We start from the raw sequence: 20,151 nt of genomic DNA, 5'->3' as shown, positions 1-20,151 counted from the left end.
AACGAGTCCAATTTTGACAAAACACATCAAAATTGGACTCATTTCTATTTTTGAGAAAGGACTATTGTCCCACTCTCTTTTTTGATGAAGTTGCAGTGGAGAAGAAATTGAGATAGAAATCATCAAAATTCTCTATCACACCATCTTTTCTTAGTTCTTGATTGGAGAATAACTGGCGATTTTTCCCAAATGGATCAATGGCTATGATCGTACCGATATTTGCACGCTTGGCTGCTAAAAGTCCAGAATAAGCATCTTCAATGACCAAGCAATCTTTTGGTTCAAGAGCTAATTTTTTTGCGGCTTTGATAAAGATATCAGGTTGTGGTTTACCTGGGAAAGTATTATCATCGTAAACGACTTGATCAAATTCAAACCATCTTGCTAAATCAAAAATCTCAAAATAAAATTCAACGTTATCTTTGACTGTAGCTGTAGCGATCGTGATCGGGATGTTTTCCTCTTTTAATATGTCCAAAGTACCGATCAATCCCTGCGTCAGCACTAAATCATCCGGTTTTTCTAAGCAAAGAGTGCGATAATATGCCTCTTTCTCGTTTGATAGTTTCTCGACTTCTTCTTTCGATAAAGTAGGGGAGATAAAATAATTCAATATCTCACTATTGGTACGTCCATGGATATTTTTAACAATGTCTTCATCAGAAAGCTCTTTTTTAGAATAATGATGGATCATTTGGACCCAAGCCGCTTCATGTAAATGGGAGTCTTGGAACATCGTCCCGTTAAAATCAAAAATAATTCCTTTCATACGTTCACTCCTAAAGTTCATTTTCTAGCGATTCCGCTAATTTTATTTGGACATATTGCGAATAATGATCTTTCACATGTGGTTTGATGTGTGGATCAGTAATCAGTAAATCAAAATCATGTAATTGATAAAAGATATAAAAGTCATCGCGATTAAATTTTTGGTGATCCACTAATAAGTATTTATTTTTCGAATGGTTCAAGGCAATTTGTTGAGCTTCACCTTCTTCGGTACTATAGGTTGAGATTGCTTCATTATGCACACCGTTAGCGCTGATAAATGATTTGGTGAACTTCAGTTTTCTGAGGTTATCGTTGGTGATGGGGCCGACAAATGCACCAGTGTTTTTTCGAAAGTCGCCACCGATCAACAAAATTTCGGGAACTTCTGCTTGGGCTAACACTTCAAAAACGGCATAATTATTCGTAATGATCCGCAGTTTTCTGTGGATCAAGTGAGAAGCTAATAACTCGATCGTTGTTCCTGGGCCCAAAAAGACTGTGTCGCCTTCATTGATCAACTGTGCAGCTGTTGCCGCAATCTGTTGCTTTTCTTTGATTTGCATGACTGATTTTTCTGTATGTGATAATTCTTGGTCGAGGGTATAGGTGAGACTTTGGGCCCCGCCATGGATACGCAATAATTTTCCTGACTTTTCTAGCTCATCCAAATCTCGACGAACGGTCATATCAGAGACATTCAATTGTTCGATGATCTCACTGACCGTTAAAATCCCTTTTTTATTCACCATCTCACTAATTGTTAGTAAGCGCTCTCTTTTTAACATCTAATCACTCCCAATTCACAAATAATCTACCATAGAATAGAATGTAGGTCAACAAAAACAAACACATGCAAACAAAAATAATCAACCTAAACAAACAATTCCCGCTTTTATTTCAAATAAATGCAATTTATTGATTGAATTTGTTTGTTTTTGTTGACAAATGTTTTGAATGCGATTACAATTCGTGTTGTTATATAAATTAGTAGACAAGAAGGTAGGGGAAGAGATGCTGAAATTACCAGAAGATTTTATTTTTGGCGGAGCAACAGCGGCATACCAAGTAGAAGGTGCAACAAAAGAAGGCGGAAAAGGTGAAGTTGCTTGGGACGAGTTTTTAGAGAAACAAGGAAGATTCAGTCCTGATCCGGCAAGTGATTTCTATCATCAATATGAAAAAGATATTGAATTATGTGAGAAGTTTGGTGTGAATGGGTTACGTTTATCCATTGCGTGGAGTCGTATTTTTCCTGATGGAACTGGGAAAGTGAATGAAGAGGGTGTGGCATTTTACCATAAGGTCTTTGCAGCTTGTGAGAAACATGGTGTACTTCCTTTTGTGACGCTCCATCATTTTGATACTCCAAAAGTTTTATTTGATCAGGGTGATTTTTTAAATAGAGACAATATAGAAGCGTTTGTTGCGTATGCAAAATTTTGCTTTGATGAATTTAAAGAAGTACGTTACTGGAGTACATTCAACGAGATTTATCCAGTGGCAACGAATCAATATTTATTAGGGATTTTCCCACCAGGAATCACCTATGATTTTACCAAAATCATTGCTTGTTTGCATAACATGATGTATGCGCACGCAAGGGTGGTGAACTTGTTCAAGGACGAGGGATATGCCGGTGAAATTGGTGTGGTTCATTCTTTAGAAACGAAATATCCTGCATCGGACGCTTTGGAAGATCAACATGCAGCATTCTTAGATGATGCGTTGTCGATCCGTTTTCTACTAGATGCCACTTACTTAGGATATTACTCTGATGAAACATTGTCAGCACTTGCTGAGATTTGTGAAGCGAACGACGCAAGTTATGAGTTTCCGGAAGAGGATCTGGCGGAGATGAAGCGTGCCTCGCACCGTAATGATTACTTGGGTATCAACCATTATCAATGTCACTTTGTCAAAGCGTATCATGGAGAGAATGCGATCCATCATAATGGAACAGGGGACAAAGGAACTTCTGTTTATAAAGTAAAAGGAATTGGAGAACGGATCTATAAAGAAGGAATTCCTCGAACGGATTGGGACTGGTTGATCTATCCAGAAGGGTTATATGATCTATTGTTACGTATCAAGGAAGATTATCCTCACTACAATAAAATCTACATCACTGAAAATGGGATGGGATTCAAAGATCAGTTCGATGATGGTGTAATCATGGACCAACCGCGGATCGAATATTTGAAAGTCTATTTAGAATCATTGAGCCAAGCTATATCTGCTGGAGTAAACGTGAAAGGCTATTTCCTATGGTCGTTAATGGATTTGTTCTCTTGGTCAAATGGTTACAACAAACGATACGGACTCTTCTATGTCGATTTCGAAACACAAAAACGTTACCCTAAAGAGTCCGCCTATTGGTACAAATTCGTCAGTGAAACAAAAACAATCATTTAAGTTGGAGGAATGGAAGATGAATAAAGAAGAATTGCAAATGTTAGGTTTTGAGATCGTGGCTTATTCAGGGGATGCACGTAGTACGTTACTCACATTATTAAGAGAAGTCCGTCAAGGAAAATTTGATCGTGTGGAAGAAGCCTTGAAGGATGCAGATGAGAATTTGACATTAGCCCATAATTCGCAAACAAAGATCTTAGCAGAAGAGGCTTCAGGAAAAGATATGGATATGGGATTTATTTTTATCCATGGACAAGATCACTTGATGACTACTTTATTGCTAAGAGATTTGATCCAAGATTTCATTGAGTTATATAAAAACAAATAATCACTAGGAGTGAAAAGCATGAATGGGATCATCAAGCAAATTGAAAAAGGCAAACCGATCTTTGAAAAAATCTCACGTAACATTTACTTAGGTGCGGTCAGAGATGGATTCTTGACGGCTATGCCAGCAATTTTATTTTCAAGTATCTTTATTTTGATTGCGGCAGTTCCTGAGATTTTTGGTTTTCAATGGCCAGAAGGAGTATCGACCTGGTTGTGGAAAATCTACAATTATTCGATGGGGGTCGTAGGCATATTAGTTTCTACAACTACTGCACGCTGTTTAGCTGAATCGATGAATCGGAGAATGCCGAAAAATAAAATCATCAATACTACATCGGTAATGCTTGCTTCTTTAGTTAGTTTCTTATTGTTGAGTGTTTCACCGATCGAAGGTGGTTTTTCAACAGAATATATGGGAACGAAAGGGTTGCTTGCTTCGTTCATCGCTGCATTTATTACTGTAAACATTTATAAGTTTTGTGTACGAAAAGATATTACGATCAAGATGCCAAAAGAAGTACCAGGAACAATTTCTCAAACGTTCCGCGATATTTTTCCATTTTCATTTTCTGTCTTTGCCGCCGTGTTGGTCGACTTAGCTGCACGTAGTCTTTTTGGCATCTCTTTTGCAGAAGCCATCATCACTTTATTGCAACCACTATTTACAGCAGCAGATGGCTATTTGGGGATAGCCGTGATCTGGGGTGCTATGGCATTTTTCTGGTTTGTTGGTGTCCATGGTCCATCGATCGTTGAACCAGCGATTGCAGCGATCATTTATGCGAATGTCGAAACCAATCTACAACTGTTTAATTCCGGGGAACAAGCTTCACATGTATTGACTGTTGGATTGGGGAATTTTGTCGGAACGATGGGTGGAACAGGTGCGACTTTAGTCGTTCCGTTTATCTTTTTGCTATTTGCAAAATCCAAACAGTTAAAAGCGGTTGGTAAAGCTTCAGTTATTCCAGTCAGCTTTGCAGTAAATGAGCCGTTGTTGTTTGCGGCACCGATGATTTTGAATCCGTATTTCTTTGTTCCATTTTTATTGACGCCGATTGTAAACGTTTGCTTGTTCAAGTTTTTTGTTGATGTGTTTGGAATGAATAGTTTCATGTATGTCTTACCTTGGGCAACGCCAGCTCCGATTGGTTTAGTCTTAGGAACTGGCATGGGGGTTTTGGCGTTTGTATTAGCCGCAGTTTTGATTCTCGTCGACTTTGCCATCTATTTCCCATTCTGTAAGGCGTATGATGCGACGCTAGTCGAGCAAGAAGCGCGACAAGCAGAACAAGTAGCCATGCAAGAAAACGAAACAAAAGTGACCGTGACGATTCCGGCGAATGAAGTATTAGCAACAGAAGCGAGTTCTTTGGCTGATTCAGGTAAAGAAATCAATGTATTAGTTTTATGCGCAGGCGCAGGTACAAGTGCTATGCTTGCAAATGCTTTGAAAGAAGGAGCAAAAGAATTTGATGCACCAATCAGTGCTTTAGCAGGTGCTTACGGTTCTCATTACGAGATGATGGAAGACTTTGATATGATCGTTTTGGCTCCGCAAGTCCAATCTTACTATGAGGACATCAAGGAAGACACAGATCGTTTAGGGATTAAATTGGTTGCCACAAAAGGTGCAGAATACATTGGTTTGACAAGAGATCCTGAGAAAGCTGTTCGGTTTGTTTTAGATCAATTTTAAATCAAAGGAGAGATCGTTAAATGAACAAAGTAAAAGGTTGGCGAGTGTTGGTTGTCGGATTATTTGTTTCATTAGTCAGTGTAGCATTAGGCACAAAGCAAGTGGAGGCAAAGGAATTGATACGTGGAGCAGATATCTCGATATTAGCGGATATGGAAAAATCTGGTGCAGGGTATTACGAAAATGGTGTGAAAAAAGATGCATTACAGATTCTAAAGAACAATGGCGTCAACTATGTTCGTTTGCGATTATGGCAAGATCCTTATGATGATCAAGGGAATTCATATGGTGCAGGCACGAATGATTTGAACACGACGATTGCTTTGGCGAAACGTGCGAAAAACCTAGGATTGAAAGTGTTACTTGATTTTCATTATAGTGATTTCTGGGTGGACCCTGGGAAACAAAACCTTCCGAAAGCATGGGAAAACTATAGCTTTGAGCAACTTGATGCAGCCCTATACGGTTATACGAAAAGTGTATTGACAGAAATGAAAAACAATGGTGTATATCCTGATATGGTCCAGATAGGCAATGAATTGAACAGCGGCATGCTTTGGCCTCATGGAAAATCATGGGGGGAAGGAGGTGGCGAGTTTGATCGATTAGCCACTTTCTTGAAGTCTGGGATTCGGGGAGTAAAAGAAACGCAACCAGTCGACACCCCAATCATGCTGCATTTAGCTGATGGTGGAGATACGGATGTCTTTACTTGGTGGTTTGATGAGATTACAAAACGTGGGGTAGATTACGATTTGATCGGCCTTTCCTATTATCCTTATTGGCATGGCTCGATGAATGCCTTGCAAACGACAATGAACACAATCAGTGCCAGATATGATAAAGAAGTCAATGTGGTAGAGACTGCATATGGACACACAACTGCCAATGCGGATAGTATGCCCAATGCTTTTGGACCAGAACAAGAGATTGCAGGAGGATATGCGGCAACACCAGCAGGGCAACGAGAATATTTAAATGATTTGGTGACTCGTATCCAAACCGTGCCAAATGAGAAAGGGAATGGCTTTTTCTATTGGGAACCTTTATGGTATAACGGTAATGTCTCTTGGGCAACAGCTGCTGGAATGAACTATTTAGGCGTACAATCCCAAACAGGAAATGAGTGGGATAACCAGGCAATGTTTGATTTCAATGGGCAAGCACTTCCTAGCTTAAAAGCGTTTCAAGAAGCAGGGAGACAGCAAAATATTCTGAAAAATCCTAGTTTTGAAAATGACGGTTTCACGAACACACCGGCAAATTGGTCTGTGTGGCGAGGCAATGGTGCAGCAATTGATACATTGAAAACTGAAACTGGTGGGTTTTCCGGAGCGTATAAAGCAACCTTTTGGGATGATCAAGCGTATCAAATGTCGATCTATCAAACTGTTGATGGATTAAGCAAGGGAACGTACACATTAACTGCTTATACCATGGCAGGTGGCGATTTGACCGCTAGTCAGATGTATGTCAAAAATCATGGTGGGAAAGAGCTGAAGGCTTCGATCGCTAAAAGTGGCGAGTGGACAAAAGTAACGATCAAAGATATACCGGTTACTTCCGGCACGAGTGAGATTGGCATTTATATTGATGCAAAAGCGCAAGGATGGGTATCGGTGGATCATGTAACATTCGTTAAAAATCAATAGTAAAGAGCCCCTAAGGACGCTTGGTTTTTCCAGACGTTCTTAGGGGCTTTCTTTAGTCGATCAGATATCTAATACTTTATCCAAGAAATCTTTCGTTCGCTCATTTTGCGGATCTTCAAAGATTTGTTGTGGTGTGCCATCTTCAAGGAAGTTGCCGCCATCTATAAACATGACACGGTTAGCGACTTCTTTAGCAAAGCCCATTTCGTGTGTCACGATGACCATAGTCATTCCTTGTTTCGCTAATTTTTTCATGACATTCAATACATCGCCGACCATTTCTGGGTCCAAGGCTGAAGTAGGTTCATCAAAGAGCATGATATCGGGATTCATTGCTAATGCACGAGCAATAGCAACCCGTTGTTTTTGTCCACCAGATAAGTTATCTGGGTACATATCTTTTTTGTCTTCTAAGCCAACTGTTTCTAACAATTTGATTGCTTTTTTCTCTGCTTCTTCACGAGAGAGTTTTTTTAGATCCATCGGTGCTAAAACGATGTTTTCCAACACAGAAAGATGTGGGAAAAGATTGAAATGCTGGAATACCATGCCTATATGTTGCCTTACTAAGTTGATATCTGTGTTTTTATCCATCAAATGAGCACCATCAATGATGATATCACCGGATGTTGGATCTTCTAAACGGTTCAAACAACGTAAAAAAGTACTTTTACCTGAACCAGAAGGTCCGATCACACAAACAACATCGCCTTCATTGATCGACACGTTGATGTCGTTCAAGACAGTGTTGTCTCCATATTTTTTTACAAGATGTTCGACTAAGATTTTTTCTGTCATCTTATTTCACCTTCTTTTCTAAAACTTTCGCTAATTTCGTCAATGCAGTGATCAAGATCAAGTACATTACTGCGATGATCAAGTAGACATACGTACTTTGAGTGGTACGAGCAACGATGATCCGTCCAGTTTGTAACAACTCGACCACACCGATCGCTGAAATGATCGTCGTATCTTTCAATGAGATCACGAATTGGTTGACGAACGATGGAATCATGATTTTAAATGCTTGTGGTAAAATGATTTTTTGCATCGTACGGTTATAAGACAGACCTAAACTTCGTGAAGCTTCCATTTGTCCTGTAGGAACAGCATTGATCCCGCCACGTACGATTTCGGCGATATAGGCACTCGCGTTCAAGGTCAATGTGATGATCCCTGCAATAAAGTCAGGAATCGTAAAGCCCACGATACTTGGTAGACCGAAAAAGATGAAGAAAGCAAGTACCATCATCGGAATTCCGCGAATGATATCTACATAGATGCTTGCAACTGTTCGTAAGGCGCGGATCGGTGCAACACTGAAAAGACCGAAGATTACGCCGACAACTAAAGCTAGTGCAAATGAAATCAAGGTTAATAGGATCGTTTGCCATAAGCCTTTCAATAGCGCTTTGTAATTGTTTTGGATCAAGCCAGTCAATGTCGATTCATCAACAGCTGGTGCTGCTGCACTTTCGTCTGTAGAGATGTATTGATTGATGATCTCGTCATATTGACCTGTTCGTTTTAATTCTTTTAAGCCTTCGTTGAACATTTCTAATAATTCAGGATTTTCTCCTTTTTTCACTGCGAAACCATAAGAGCCGCCAGTTTCTCGTTCGATTGGCGTTTCTAATTCCTGACCATTTTTGATCGCATAACCGATTACTGGATAGTCATCCATCATTGCGTCAATTGCTCCGACTCTCAAACTATCATATAGCTGATCTGCGGCATCGAAATATTTGATTTCGTAGCCGTATTTCTCTTGGTTAGCGACCAAGAAATCTGCACTTTCGGTACCAACTTTCGCACCGACTGTTTTTCCATCTAAGTCTTCATAAGACTTGATCGAAGTATTGCCTTTTTTGACTGCGATTTGGATACCACTTTGGAAATAAGGGTCTGAAAAATCAAACGTTTTTTTACGTTCATCTGTAATCGTCATCCCCGCGATCATTCCATCTGCTTGTCCGGATTCCAATGCCTGTAACGCAGCAGAGAAACCGCGGAAGTCCATGCGGATATTGAACCCATGCATTTCTGAGATAGCTTCCATTAAGCTGACATCGATCCCCACATATTCGCCATCCGCATTTTGGTACTCGAATGGAGCGAAGGCCGAATCACTTGCAATCACATAAACGTCTTTTTTAGGTTCTATTTTTTGCATCGTCTCGCTAGTTGCTGTAGTCGATTGCGTCTCGTCAGCTTGCACAGGCGTATGCAGAGCGAATGTAACAAGTCCTGTCATTATGAAAAGGAATGTCTGTAACATGTTTCTTTTTTTCATAAATAACCTCCTATATAAATTTCGATAATTTCCAATATTTAACTATTATAGGCGAAAAGATATTCCTAACACAAGATTCCAAGAAAAAATAATTTAAAAAAGTAGCGATTTATTACATGCTATGTAAGAAAACATGACATGCGATAAAAGAAGGAGATTACAGGTAAGATCCAAAACTTTCAATTGGCGAAAGTATGTTCGCCGTGATATAATAGAGGAACAAGGAATGCCTTTGCTTTCCTTTTCTTTTTTTGATGAAATGAGAGAAGGAATGAACGAAAAGGAGGACGAACAATGATTGAAAGAGATACCTCCCGTCATTTTGAGTTGGTGTCAAAATACCAACCAGCCGGCGATCAACCAGAAGCGATCAAGCAGTTGGTCGAAGGTGTAAATGAGGGTGAAAAAGCGCAGATTTTATTAGGTGCGACCGGAACAGGGAAAACCTATACGATATCTAATTTGATCGAAAAAGTAAATAAACCAACTTTGATCATTGCACATAATAAGACACTTGCTGGCCAATTATATGGGGAATTTAAAGAGTTCTTTCCGAACAATGCGGTCGAATATTTTGTTTCTTACTATGATTATTATCAACCAGAAGCCTATGTACCTTCGAGTGATACGTACATTGAAAAAGATTCAAGTGTCAACGATGAAATCGATAAATTGCGTCATTCCGCCACAAGTTCATTGTTAGAACGAAATGACGTGATCGTGATTGCTTCGGTTTCTTGTATTTTTGGGTTAGGTTCACCATTTGAATATCAAAAACAAGTCGTGTCGATCAGACAAGGTGCGGAGATGGACCGTAATCAATTGATCCGAGATCTAGTCAGCATCCAATTTGAGCGAAACGATATTGATTTTCAGCGCGGTCGTTTTCGAGTGCGTGGTGATGTCGTGGAGATCTTTCCAGCTTCACGTGATGAGCGAGCATTACGCGTTGAATTTTTTGGCGATGAAGTCGAAAGAATCCGTGAAGTGAATGCGTTGACAGGTGAAGTATTAGGCGAAACAGAACACGTCGCTATTTTCCCCGCTACTCACTTTGTCACTGATGACGATCATATGGAACATGCGGTCGCCAATATCAAAGCAGAACTGGAACAACGCTTGACTGTGTTGCGTAATGAGAACAAATTATTAGAGGCGCAACGCTTAGAACAACGGACGAACTATGACATCGAGATGATGTTAGAGATGGGCTATACTTCTGGGATCGAAAACTATTCACGTCATATGGATGGCCGTAAAGAAGGCGAACCGCCGTATACGTTATTAGATTTCTTCCCTGAGGATGCGCTGATGGTCATTGATGAATCTCATGTGACGATGCCACAGATCCGTGGAATGTATAACGGAGACCGTGCGAGAAAACAAATGCTAGTCGATTATGGCTTCCGCTTGCCATCTGCACTAGATAACCGTCCCTTACGTCTAGAAGAATTTGAGAAACATGTCAACCAGATCGTCTATGTTTCTGCTACTCCTGGACCTTATGAGTACGAACAAACAGATACAGTGGTCCAACAAATCATTCGACCAACAGGATTATTAGATCCAGTCATCGAGGTACGACCAATCATGGGTCAGATCGACGATTTGGTAGGTGAGATCAATGAGCGAGTTGAAAAAGACCAACGGGTATTTGTGACCACGTTGACGAAAAAGATGTCAGAAGACTTGACCGATTACTTCAAAGAGTTAGGGATCAAAGTAAAATACTTGCATAGCGATATCAAAACATTAGAACGGACAGAGATCATTCGTGATCTTCGTTTAGGCGAGTTTGACGTATTAGTTGGTATCAACTTACTACGTGAAGGATTAGATGTGCCTGAGGTATCGTTAGTCGCTATTTTAGATGCCGATAAAGAAGGGTTCTTACGAAGTGAACGTTCATTAGTCCAAACCATCGGACGTGCGGCACGTAACTCAGAAGGTAAAGTCATCATGTATGCGGACAGAGTCACTGATTCCATGCGTTTAGCCATGGATGAAACGTCAAGACGTCGTAGTATCCAGCAACAATACAATGAGGACCATGGCATCGTTCCGAAAACGATCATCAAAGAAATCCGAGACTTGATCTCGATTACGAAAGAATCAGAAGATGATGCAAAAGAAACGGTGCAAGTTTCTTATGAAGAGATGACAAGAGAAGAAAAAGCAACATTATTGATGAAACTAGAAAAAGAAATGAAAGATGCAGCGAAAGCATTGGATTTCGAGACTGCAGCCAATGTACGTGATATGATTCTTGAATTAAAAGCATCTGAGTAGGGGGTAAACATGGCTAACGATAAAATTATTATTCATGGCGCAAGAGCGCACAATTTAAAGAATATCGATGTGACGATCCCACGTGATAAATTCGTGGTCGTCACCGGATTATCCGGTTCAGGGAAAAGTTCACTTGCTTTTGACACATTATACGCAGAGGGACAACGCCGATATGTTGAAAGTTTATCTGCGTATGCCCGTCAATTTTTGGGACAAATGGATAAACCGGATGTTGATAGTATTGATGGACTTAGCCCAGCAATCTCGATCGATCAAAAAACAACCAGTAAAAACCCTCGGTCTACCGTAGGGACAGTGACAGAGATCAACGATTATTTACGTTTGTTATTTGCTAGGGTCGGTCATCCGATCTGTCCAAATGACCATATTGAGATCACTAGTCAATCCGTCGAACAAATGGTGGACAAAGTGCTAGAACTGCCTGATCGGACGAAGATCCAAATTTTAGCACCGATCGTGGTAAAGAAAAAAGGACAACACAAAAAAGTATTTGAACGTGTCCAAAAAGAAGGGTATGTTCGTGTCCGTGTAGACGGAGAAACCTATGACGTTAGTGAAGTACCTGAATTAGAGAAAAATAAAAAACACGATATTGCGATCGTGATTGACCGAATCGTGGTGAAAGAAGGCGTCCGCTCTCGTTTATTCGATTCGATCGAAGCAGCGCTTCGTTTAGCGGATGGCTATGTATTGATCGATGTGATTGGCGAAGAAGAGATGCTCTTTAGCGAACATTATGCGTGTCCGTACTGTGGGTTTACAGTAGGAGAATTAGAACCGCGCTTGTTTTCTTTCAATGCACCATTTGGCGCATGTCCGGATTGTGATGGTTTGGGAGTCAAATTAGAAGTCGATATCGATCTAGTGATCCCAGATAAAACAAAAACATTGAACGAAGGAGCAATCATCCCTTGGAATCCCATCAGTTCGCAATATTATCCACAAATGCTGGCACAAGCTTGCGAAAGTTATGGGATCGATATGGATACACCATTTGAAAACTTACCTATTGAACATCAAGAAATCGTGTTGAATGGTACCTCAGAGCCCTTCCATTTTCACTACGAAAATGATTTCGGTGGAGTGAGAGATGTTGAAACGTCATTTGAAGGCGTGATGACCAATATCAAACGCCGTTACCATGATACGAACAGCGATTTTACGAGAGAACAAATGCGTCTTTACATGACAGAATTGACGTGTAAGACTTGTGACGGTTATCGATTGAATCCACAAGCTTTATCCGTACAGATCAATGGGACGAATATTGGTCAGACGAATGAGTTGTCGATCCAACATGCCGTTGAATTTTTTGAAAATCTAACTTTATCAGAGCAAGAAAAAGTCATCGCTCGTCCGATTCTAAAAGAAGTCAATGACCGTTTGTCATTCTTAGAAAATGTCGGTCTTGATTATTTGACACTTAGTCGTGCTTCGGGCACTTTATCAGGTGGCGAAGCGCAACGGATTCGTTTAGCCACACAAATCGGTTCAAATCTATCGGGAGTTCTTTATATCTTAGATGAGCCTTCCATTGGCTTACATCAACGGGACAATGATCGCTTGATCGGTTCATTGAAGAAAATGCGAGATCTTGGCAATACCTTAGTGGTTGTGGAACATGATGAAGATACGATGCGTGCAGCCGATTATTTGATCGATGTTGGTCCTGGTGCAGGACATCAAGGTGGCGAGATCGTTTCTGCTGGGACACCCGCTCAAGTTGCTAAGGATAAACATTCATTGACCGGACAATATCTGTCTGGCAAAAAATCGATCCCTGTTCCTGAAACAAGACGAAAAGGTACAGGTAAAGCGATCAAGATCACAGGTGCGACAGAAAACAACTTGAAAAATGTGTCCGTTGAGTTTCCTTTGGGTGAATTCGTGGCGGTCACTGGCGTCTCTGGTTCAGGAAAAAGTACGCTTGTGAACAGTATCTTGAAGAAGGCATTAGCACAAAAAATCAATCGGAACTCAGCCAAACCAGGAAAGTTCAAAACGATAACTGGTTATGAAGGAATCGAAAAAATCATTGATATCGATCAAAGCCCGATCGGTCGGACACCAAGAAGTAATCCGGCGACTTATACGAGTGTCTTTGATGATATCCGTGATCTGTTTGCTCAAACCAATGAAGCGAAGATGCGTGGTTACAAAAAAGGCCGTTTCAGTTTCAACGTGAAAGGTGGTCGCTGTGAAGCTTGTCGCGGTGATGGGATCATCAAGATCGAAATGCATTTCTTACCAGATGTGTATGTCCCATGCGAAGTCTGTCATGGGAAACGTTATAACTCAGAAACACTAGAAGTTCATTACAAAGGAAAAAGTATTGCGGATATCTTAGAGATGACGGTTGAAGATGCCGTTGAGTTTTTCCAACCGATCCCTAAGATCCATCGCAAACTACAAACGATCGTTGATGTTGGCTTAGGCTACGTCACAATGGGACAACCAGCGACGACATTGTCCGGCGGAGAAGCACAACGAATGAAACTTGCGAGTGAACTGCACAAGATTTCTAATGGGAAGAATTTTTATATTTTAGATGAGCCGACTACAGGGCTTCACACTGATGACATTGCTCGATTATTGCATGTTTTGCAACGATTGGTTGATGCAGGAAATACTGTGTTAGTCATTGAACACAATTTAGACGTCATCAAAACAGCGGATCATTTGATCGATCTAGGACCTGAAGGTGGCGAAGGTGGCGGTACGATCCTAGCGACTGGTACACCAGAGGAATTAGTGAAAGTCAAAGAAAGCTATACAGGACATTATTTGAAAAAAATCATGGAAAAATAATAAAAGTGATGATGATAGTTAAAAAAATATTAAAAGAATACAATATGTATTGTTTTCTTTTCATGAGTATTCTAGAATATTTTATATGGTAGTTCTTTCTACACTTATTGGTATAGATAAAAACTTCCTATAAGTTCAATCCGTTCAAAAAAGAATTGAGCAATCGGAGGAGATTCCTTTGATTGCTTTTTTCTTTATGGTATGATATTCCTTGTGTAATTGTAAAAGAAAAAACAAGAGATTATTAAGTTAGTGAGAGATAATGATGAACAGTAATGAAAAAAATGAATTTATCCCTATTTTATTAGGTAGCGATATGAACGTTTATGGTATGGCCCGTTCATTTCACGAGGCATATGGCACAGTTTGTCAATCCTATGCGTCGAATCAATTAGCGCCTACCCGCTATAGCAAAATCGTAAACGTTGAAGTGATTCCAGGATTTGATCAAGATCCGGTCTTTATAGAGACGATGAGACGTTTAGCAAAAGAAAAATATACGGATAAAAATAAAAAATATTTACTGATAGCTTGTGGCGACGGATATGCTGAGTTGATTTCTCAGCATAAAGAGGAGCTGTCTGAAACTTTTATATGTCCTTATATCGATTATTCACTTTTCGAGCGATTAGTGAATAAAGTGAGTTTTTATGAGATATGTGAAGAATATCAGTTACCTTATCCCAAAACATTGATCATTCGAAAAGAAATGTTGAACAATGGCCGCTTAGAACAAGAGTTACCTTTCAATTTTCCTGTAGCACTAAAACCGGCAAATAGTGTGGAATATTTATCTGTCCAATTTGAGGGACGAAAAAAAGCGTTTATTATTGATAATCGCGAGGAATTTGATTTGATGCTAGGTCGGATCTATGAAGCGGGCTATACGAGCGAAATGATCGCACAAGACTTTATTCCTGGGGATGACAGCAATATGCGGGTCTTGAATGCCTACGTTGATGACCAGCATCAAGTACGAATGATGTGTCTAGGACATCCATTACTTGAAGACCCAACACCAGCGTCTATCGGAAACTATGTCGTGATCATGCCTGACTATAACGAGAAGATCTACCAAACGATCAAAGCATTTCTAGAAAAAATCGAGTACACTGGCTTTGCAAACTTTGACATGAAGTATGACCCACGAGATGGCGAATATAAATTATTTGAGATCAATCTTCGTCAAGGAAGAAGTAGTTTCTTTGTTACGCTCAATGGCCTGAATTTAGCACGTTTTCTAACAGAAGACCGTGTCTTTGGTGTGCCGTTCGTGGAAACGACCTACGGAACGAACCAATCAGACCAAGCGAAGCTATGGCTGGGCGTGCCTAAAAAAGTCTTTTTGACTTATGCCAAAGAGAACGAACAAAAACAACGTGCCTTGCAGTTGATCAAAGAAAAACGCTATGGAACGACTGTGTTTTATGAGAAAGATCACTCACTTAAACGCTGGGTATTGATGACTTATATGTTCCGAAACTATATTCCAAGATTTAAAAAATACTTTCATTCGAAAGAAGGCTAGTTCATGGAGAATTTTTTCAGTATCTTAGGTGGGATGGGAACGATGGCAACGGAAAGCTTTGTCCGCTTGATCAATCATCGTGTCAAAGCTGCCAAAGATCAGGATTACTTGAACTATGTATTATTCAATCATGCGACAGTTCCTGATCGAACGGCCTACATTTTGGATCAAACGAAAGAAAATCCTGTCCCTTATTTAGTAGAGGACGTCAAAAAACAAAATTTACTACAACCGAATTTCATTGTTTTGACTTGTAATACAGCTCATTACTTTTTTGATGACTTACAAGCAGAGACGACGATTCCGATTTTGCATATGCCACGAGAAGCGGCAAAAGAGCTTCTCCGTCAAAAAACAACGGGTAAAGTAGCTGTTTTAGCAACTCAAGGAAGTATTCTTGCCGGTGTTTACGAAAAAGAGATCAAAGCATTAGGTTTTGACGTGGTGATTCCTGACCAAGAACTACAAGAAAAAGTGAACTACTTGATTTATCATGAAATCAAAGAAGCGGATCGGTTGAACAAAGAACTTTATTTTGAGATTCTAGAAGAAGTTGTTCAACGCTTGGCGTGTGAAAAGATCATCTTAGGCTGTACAGAATTGTCTTTGATGCAAGAAGTTGCTTCCGATAATCCTTATCCTGTGATCGATGCGCAGTCGATACTAGCTGATCGAACAATCGAGATGGCACTATCTGCTCGAAAGTAAGATACGTTTTTAGTGTAATAATAGTTGTGGGCTGAGTTTGATCCACAGGGGTTCAGCTCCTATAAATTAGCGCGAAAAGAGTTAGAGACAGAAATGTTTCCCCTCGAGAAATAAGACGCCATCCACGAAAATTGTTTTTCAAATTTTTGTGGATGGCGCCTTATTTCCGAAGAGGTTACTTTTGTTTCCATCGTTTATTCAGTGTTAGAATCTGCGAGAGGACTAATGTGCCCCTCACTTTTCGCGCTTATTTTGAAGTCGTTTGATTTTGCTTTACAGCCTTTGAATAAAAACCAAAGAAATCGAATTCGAACTAGCAATGATACGCCCGGGATGATATAATTTTATAGGAGAACGAGAGAGGAGGCCATACGGATGGCTGATAATTTAGAACTAGTAATCATTACAGGAATGAGCGGGGCAGGTAAAACTGTTGCCATTCAAAGTTTTGAAGATATGGGGTACTTTTGTATCGATAATATGCCCCCAACACTGATCCCAAAATTCTGGGAACTGATCAAGGAATCAGGGAAAGTCACAAAAATGGCACTTGGTGTGGATCTACGTTCACGCTCTTTCTTTGAAGAGATCCAAAGTATGTTGATCGAGATCGAAAATACAAATTTTATTGATACCTCTGTCTTATTTTTAGATGCCTCTGACGAAGAGTTGGTTGCTCGTTACAAAGAAACCCGAAGAACACATCCGATGGCTATGGATGGACTAGTAACGGAAGGCATCCGTAAAGAACGGGCGATTTTAAATGACATCAAAGCACAAGCTTCTGTCATTATTGATACGACGACTTTAACCCCACGACAACTACGTGAGAAAATCAATCAAACATTTAAAACAAAAGATGATCAAGGATTTCGCATTGAGTTTGTTTCGTTTGGTTTCAAATACGGGTTACCGATCGATTCAGATATTGTGATGGATGTTCGTTTTTTACCGAACCCTCATTATATCGCTGATTTAAGACCATTGACTGGGAAAGATAAACCAGTCTATGATTACGTCATGTCCTTTGACGAAACAGAATTATTTTATTTGAAATTCCTTGATTTATTAAAAACAGTCATGCCAGGATACATCAAAGAAGGAAAAAGCAGTTTGACTGTAGCGATTGGCTGTACGGGTGGACAACACCGTTCAGTTGCTTTAACAGAAAGGTTATCTCAAGCGCTTAGTGAAACATATAAAGTCAATGTAACTCATCGTGACAAAGATAAGCGCAAAGAGACGGTGAACCGCTCATGAAAATGAAAACTTACCGAATTCGAAAACCCAAAATCGTTGTAGTCGGAGGCGGTACAGGCTTACCTGTTATTTTGAAAAGTCTACGTAATCAAGGAGCCGATATCACGGCAATCGTAACCGTCGCAGATGATGGCGGTAGTAGCGGTGAGATCCGACAGTCGATCGCGATGGCTCCTCCAGGCGATTTAAGAAATGTGTTAGTTTCGCTATCTGATATGCCTCAATTTTACGAAGATATCTTTCAGTACCGTTTCAAAAAAGAAGACCAATTTTTAGCCAATCATACCATTGGTAACTTGATCATTGCGGCAGTTGCTGAAATGAGAGGGAGTACTTATGAAGCAGTACAACTATTGTCTCGAATGATGCACGTGGATGGACACATCTATCCCTCTTCTGAAACGCCGTTGACCTTACATGCGGTATTCAAAGATGGAACGACAGCAATCGGAGAATCTAAAATCGCTGTTGACCGCAAAACGATCGATCGGGTATTCGTACGTAATACAGAAGACGAAAGTGAAGCCAAAGCAGGCCGCAAAGTTGTTTCTGCGATCATGGAAGCAGATATGGTCGTCTTAGGGCCGGGAAGCTTGTTCACGAGTATTCTTCCTAACTTAGTCATACCAGAAGTTGGTGAAGCCATGCTTCAAACGAAAGCAGAGGTCGTATACATCTGTAATATCATGACACAAAAAGGGGAAACAGAACATTTTTCAGATGCAGATCATATTCGTGTGTTGCATCAACATTTAGACCAACCCTTTATTGATACTGTCTTAGTCAATACAGAAAAAGTACCAAAAGATTACATGGACCCGGAAATCTACGATGAATACCTTGTCCAAGTAGCACATGATTTTAATGGCTTAAGAGAAGAAAATTGTCGGGTCATCTCGACTGACTTTTTAGAGTTGAAAAATGGTGGGGTCTTCCATGATGGTGAAAAGGTAGTCGAAGAACTATTCCGCATCGTCTTTGGCTCAAAGTAATTAAAGGAAAAATTTTGTGAAAAGGAGGTGGATAACGTGTCATTTGCAGCTGAAGTCAAGAAGGAATTGACTGGTTTGGAAGTCCATCGAGAACATGCAAAAGCGGAATTAGCCGCATTATTACGAATGAATGGCTCACTTGGAATCGTCAACCAGCAATTCATCTTGAATGTACAGACAGAAAACGCCGCAATTGCTCGACGGATCTACTCACTTTTAAAAGATCATTATCAAGTACGAAGCGAACTGCTCGTACGTAAGAAAATGAAATTAAAGAAGAATAATGTCTACATCGTTCGCTTGAAACAAGGAACGAAAAATGTATTGATGGATCTGGATATCATGGATGGGATGATGTTCAATGGGCATGTTTCCGATGAAATCATGGGAAATGCGCAAAAGATGCGTTCGTATTTACGTGGCGCATTTATGGCGTCGGGTTCAGTCAATAACCCGGAAACAAGTCGCTATCACTTAGAGATTTATTCGATCTACGAACAACATAACCAAGATATTTGTAATATGTTGAATTACTATGGTTTACACGCACGTACACTAGAAAGACGTAATGGCTATATCTCTTATTTAAAAGGGGCCGAAAAAATTGCTGATTTCTTGACTCTGATTGGGGCAACAAATTCGATGTTGCGCTTTGAAGATGTGCGGATCGTGCGTGATATGAGAAATTCAGTGAACCGGTTAGTCAATTGTGAGACGGCTAACCTGAACAAAACCATTGATGCAGCATCAAAACAGATTGAAAATATTGAATTGATCGAAGCACGAGTGGGTTTACAAGCACTTCCGGAAAAGTTACAAGAGATTGCTGAATTACGCTTGCAACATCCTGAAGTCAGTTTAAAAGAACTAGGAGAAATGATCCCATCCGGAGCAATCTCGAAATCAGGGATCAATCATCGGATTCGAAAAATCAACGAATTTGCTGAAAAATTAAAGGAACAAGCATCCTAAAGAGTAATGGGGTTTATTTTAATACGGATGATCGACAAGAAGCAGTCTATGTGGTTTGAATGATTTGTATCGGTTTCGATGTCTTCATATTTCATCGAAACGGGGAACAAATATCAGACCACTTTTTTTCTTTTCTTCAAACATGAGCATAACTTAGGCTAAATGGAGAGAAGGCAGAGGGAGTTACAAGAAAATGCTGCCAATATTTGTCAAATCACTTCCCACACATATTTAACAAATCATCCTAACATCAAACGAGTCCTGCAAGAAAAAACGCATCAGTTTCGTTCAAGCGAAAATACTTCTTTCTTCCAACGAAAAAATAGACCGAAAAAGCCATGATATGCTCCCTATAAAGTAGACAAGGAAAAAAACAAAATTCCAAATCTACTTTATAAGGAGTTTTTTGTATGTCT

15 protein-coding genes and 1 pseudogene are annotated in these 20,151 nt (G+C 40.0%); 12 read left to right on the top strand and 4 right to left on the bottom strand.

Going from position 1 to position 20,151, the window contains the following annotated elements; translation table 11 throughout:
- Window positions 1-61: 61 nt before the first annotated feature.
- Complete coding sequence (locus tag I2F89_RS15170) at window positions 62-769, bottom strand: HAD family hydrolase (RefSeq protein ID WP_195514600.1); 708 nt, start codon at window positions 767-769, stop codon at window positions 62-64.
- A gap of 10 nt (window positions 770-779) precedes the next feature.
- Window positions 780-1,556, bottom strand: a complete 777-nt coding sequence (locus I2F89_RS15165; protein ID WP_071866246.1) for a DeoR/GlpR family DNA-binding transcription regulator — start codon at window positions 1,554-1,556, stop codon at window positions 780-782.
- Window positions 1,557-1,782: 226 nt separating this feature from the next.
- Here I2F89_RS15165 and lacG point away from each other — a divergent pair, with 226 nt between their 5' ends.
- The 5 genes and pseudogenes from lacG (at window position 1,783) to I2F89_RS15145 (ending at window position 6,864) form a co-directional block, all read left to right on the top strand.
- On the top strand, window positions 1,783-3,183 hold the full coding sequence (lacG, locus tag I2F89_RS15160; protein ID WP_195514601.1) for a 6-phospho-beta-galactosidase: 1,401 nt from the start codon (window positions 1,783-1,785) through the stop codon (window positions 3,181-3,183).
- A gap of 16 nt (window positions 3,184-3,199) precedes the next feature.
- Window positions 3,200-3,511, top strand: a complete 312-nt coding sequence (locus I2F89_RS15155; protein WP_010735223.1) for a PTS lactose/cellobiose transporter subunit IIA — start codon at window positions 3,200-3,202, stop codon at window positions 3,509-3,511.
- Between the two features lie 18 nt (window positions 3,512-3,529).
- A pseudogene (locus I2F89_RS15150) lies at window positions 3,530-4,814 on the top strand (PTS transporter subunit EIIC); the annotation flags it as partial.
- On the top strand, window positions 4,814-5,212 hold the full coding sequence (locus tag I2F89_RS15830) for a lactose/cellobiose PTS transporter subunit IIB (RefSeq protein ID WP_374955056.1): 399 nt from the start codon (window positions 4,814-4,816) through the stop codon (window positions 5,210-5,212). The pseudogene I2F89_RS15150 and the gene I2F89_RS15830, both read left to right, overlap by 1 nt.
- Before the next feature lie 20 nt (window positions 5,213-5,232).
- A complete protein-coding gene (locus I2F89_RS15145) occupies window positions 5,233-6,864 on the top strand; it encodes a glycosyl hydrolase 53 family protein (protein WP_195514599.1) in 1,632 nt (543 codons plus the stop codon).
- Window positions 6,865-6,924: 60 nt separating this feature from the next.
- Here I2F89_RS15145 and I2F89_RS15140 read toward each other — a convergent pair whose 3' ends face one another.
- Complete coding sequence (locus tag I2F89_RS15140) at window positions 6,925-7,662, bottom strand: amino acid ABC transporter ATP-binding protein (protein ID WP_071866250.1); 738 nt, start codon at window positions 7,660-7,662, stop codon at window positions 6,925-6,927.
- A 1-nt stretch (window position 7,663) separates the two neighbouring features.
- Window positions 7,664-9,157 carry an amino acid ABC transporter substrate-binding protein/permease gene (locus I2F89_RS15135; protein ID WP_074801522.1) on the bottom strand — a complete coding sequence of 498 codons (1,494 nt, stop codon included), beginning with the start codon at window positions 9,155-9,157 and terminating at the stop codon, window positions 7,664-7,666.
- Window positions 9,158-9,451: 294 nt separating this feature from the next.
- Between I2F89_RS15135 and uvrB the strand changes: the two genes are divergently transcribed.
- The 7 genes from uvrB to whiA all read left to right on the top strand — a co-directional run bounded on the left by uvrB (window position 9,452) and on the right by whiA (window position 19,735).
- Complete coding sequence (gene uvrB / locus I2F89_RS15130; RefSeq protein ID WP_195514598.1) at window positions 9,452-11,446, top strand: excinuclease ABC subunit UvrB; 1,995 nt, start codon at window positions 9,452-9,454, stop codon at window positions 11,444-11,446.
- A 9-nt stretch (window positions 11,447-11,455) separates the two neighbouring features.
- Complete coding sequence (gene uvrA, locus I2F89_RS15125; RefSeq protein WP_195514597.1) at window positions 11,456-14,275, top strand: excinuclease ABC subunit UvrA; 2,820 nt, start codon at window positions 11,456-11,458, stop codon at window positions 14,273-14,275.
- A gap of 262 nt (window positions 14,276-14,537) precedes the next feature.
- Complete coding sequence (locus I2F89_RS15120) at window positions 14,538-15,803, top strand: D-aspartate ligase (RefSeq protein WP_041684221.1); 1,266 nt, start codon at window positions 14,538-14,540, stop codon at window positions 15,801-15,803.
- A 3-nt stretch (window positions 15,804-15,806) separates the two neighbouring features.
- The gene (locus I2F89_RS15115) at window positions 15,807-16,511 is read left to right on the top strand and encodes an amino acid racemase (RefSeq protein ID WP_074801527.1); all 705 of its coding nucleotides are present in this window, start codon (window positions 15,807-15,809) and stop codon (window positions 16,509-16,511) included.
- A gap of 375 nt (window positions 16,512-16,886) precedes the next feature.
- Window positions 16,887-17,771, top strand: coding sequence for an RNase adapter RapZ (gene rapZ / locus I2F89_RS15110; RefSeq protein WP_010735232.1), 885 nt, complete (start codon window positions 16,887-16,889; stop codon window positions 17,769-17,771).
- The gene (locus tag I2F89_RS15105; protein ID WP_065096810.1) at window positions 17,768-18,763 is read left to right on the top strand and encodes a gluconeogenesis factor YvcK family protein; all 996 of its coding nucleotides are present in this window, start codon (window positions 17,768-17,770) and stop codon (window positions 18,761-18,763) included. The genes rapZ and I2F89_RS15105 overlap by 4 nt, the downstream gene beginning before the upstream one ends.
- Window positions 18,764-18,799: 36 nt before the next feature.
- Window positions 18,800-19,735 carry a DNA-binding protein WhiA gene (gene whiA, locus I2F89_RS15100; protein ID WP_010735234.1) on the top strand — a complete coding sequence of 312 codons (936 nt, stop codon included), beginning with the start codon at window positions 18,800-18,802 and terminating at the stop codon, window positions 19,733-19,735.
- Window positions 19,736-20,151: the final 416 nt, after the last annotated feature.

Source organism: Enterococcus sp. 1001283B150225_161107_E12, from assembly GCF_015556925.1.
In the GTDB taxonomy this organism is placed as follows: Bacteria; Bacillota; Bacilli; order Lactobacillales; family Enterococcaceae; genus Enterococcus_B; species Enterococcus_B mundtii.
The sequence above is the reverse complement of the archived record's forward strand: the minus strand, read 5'-3'. Positions and strand labels throughout refer to the sequence as shown.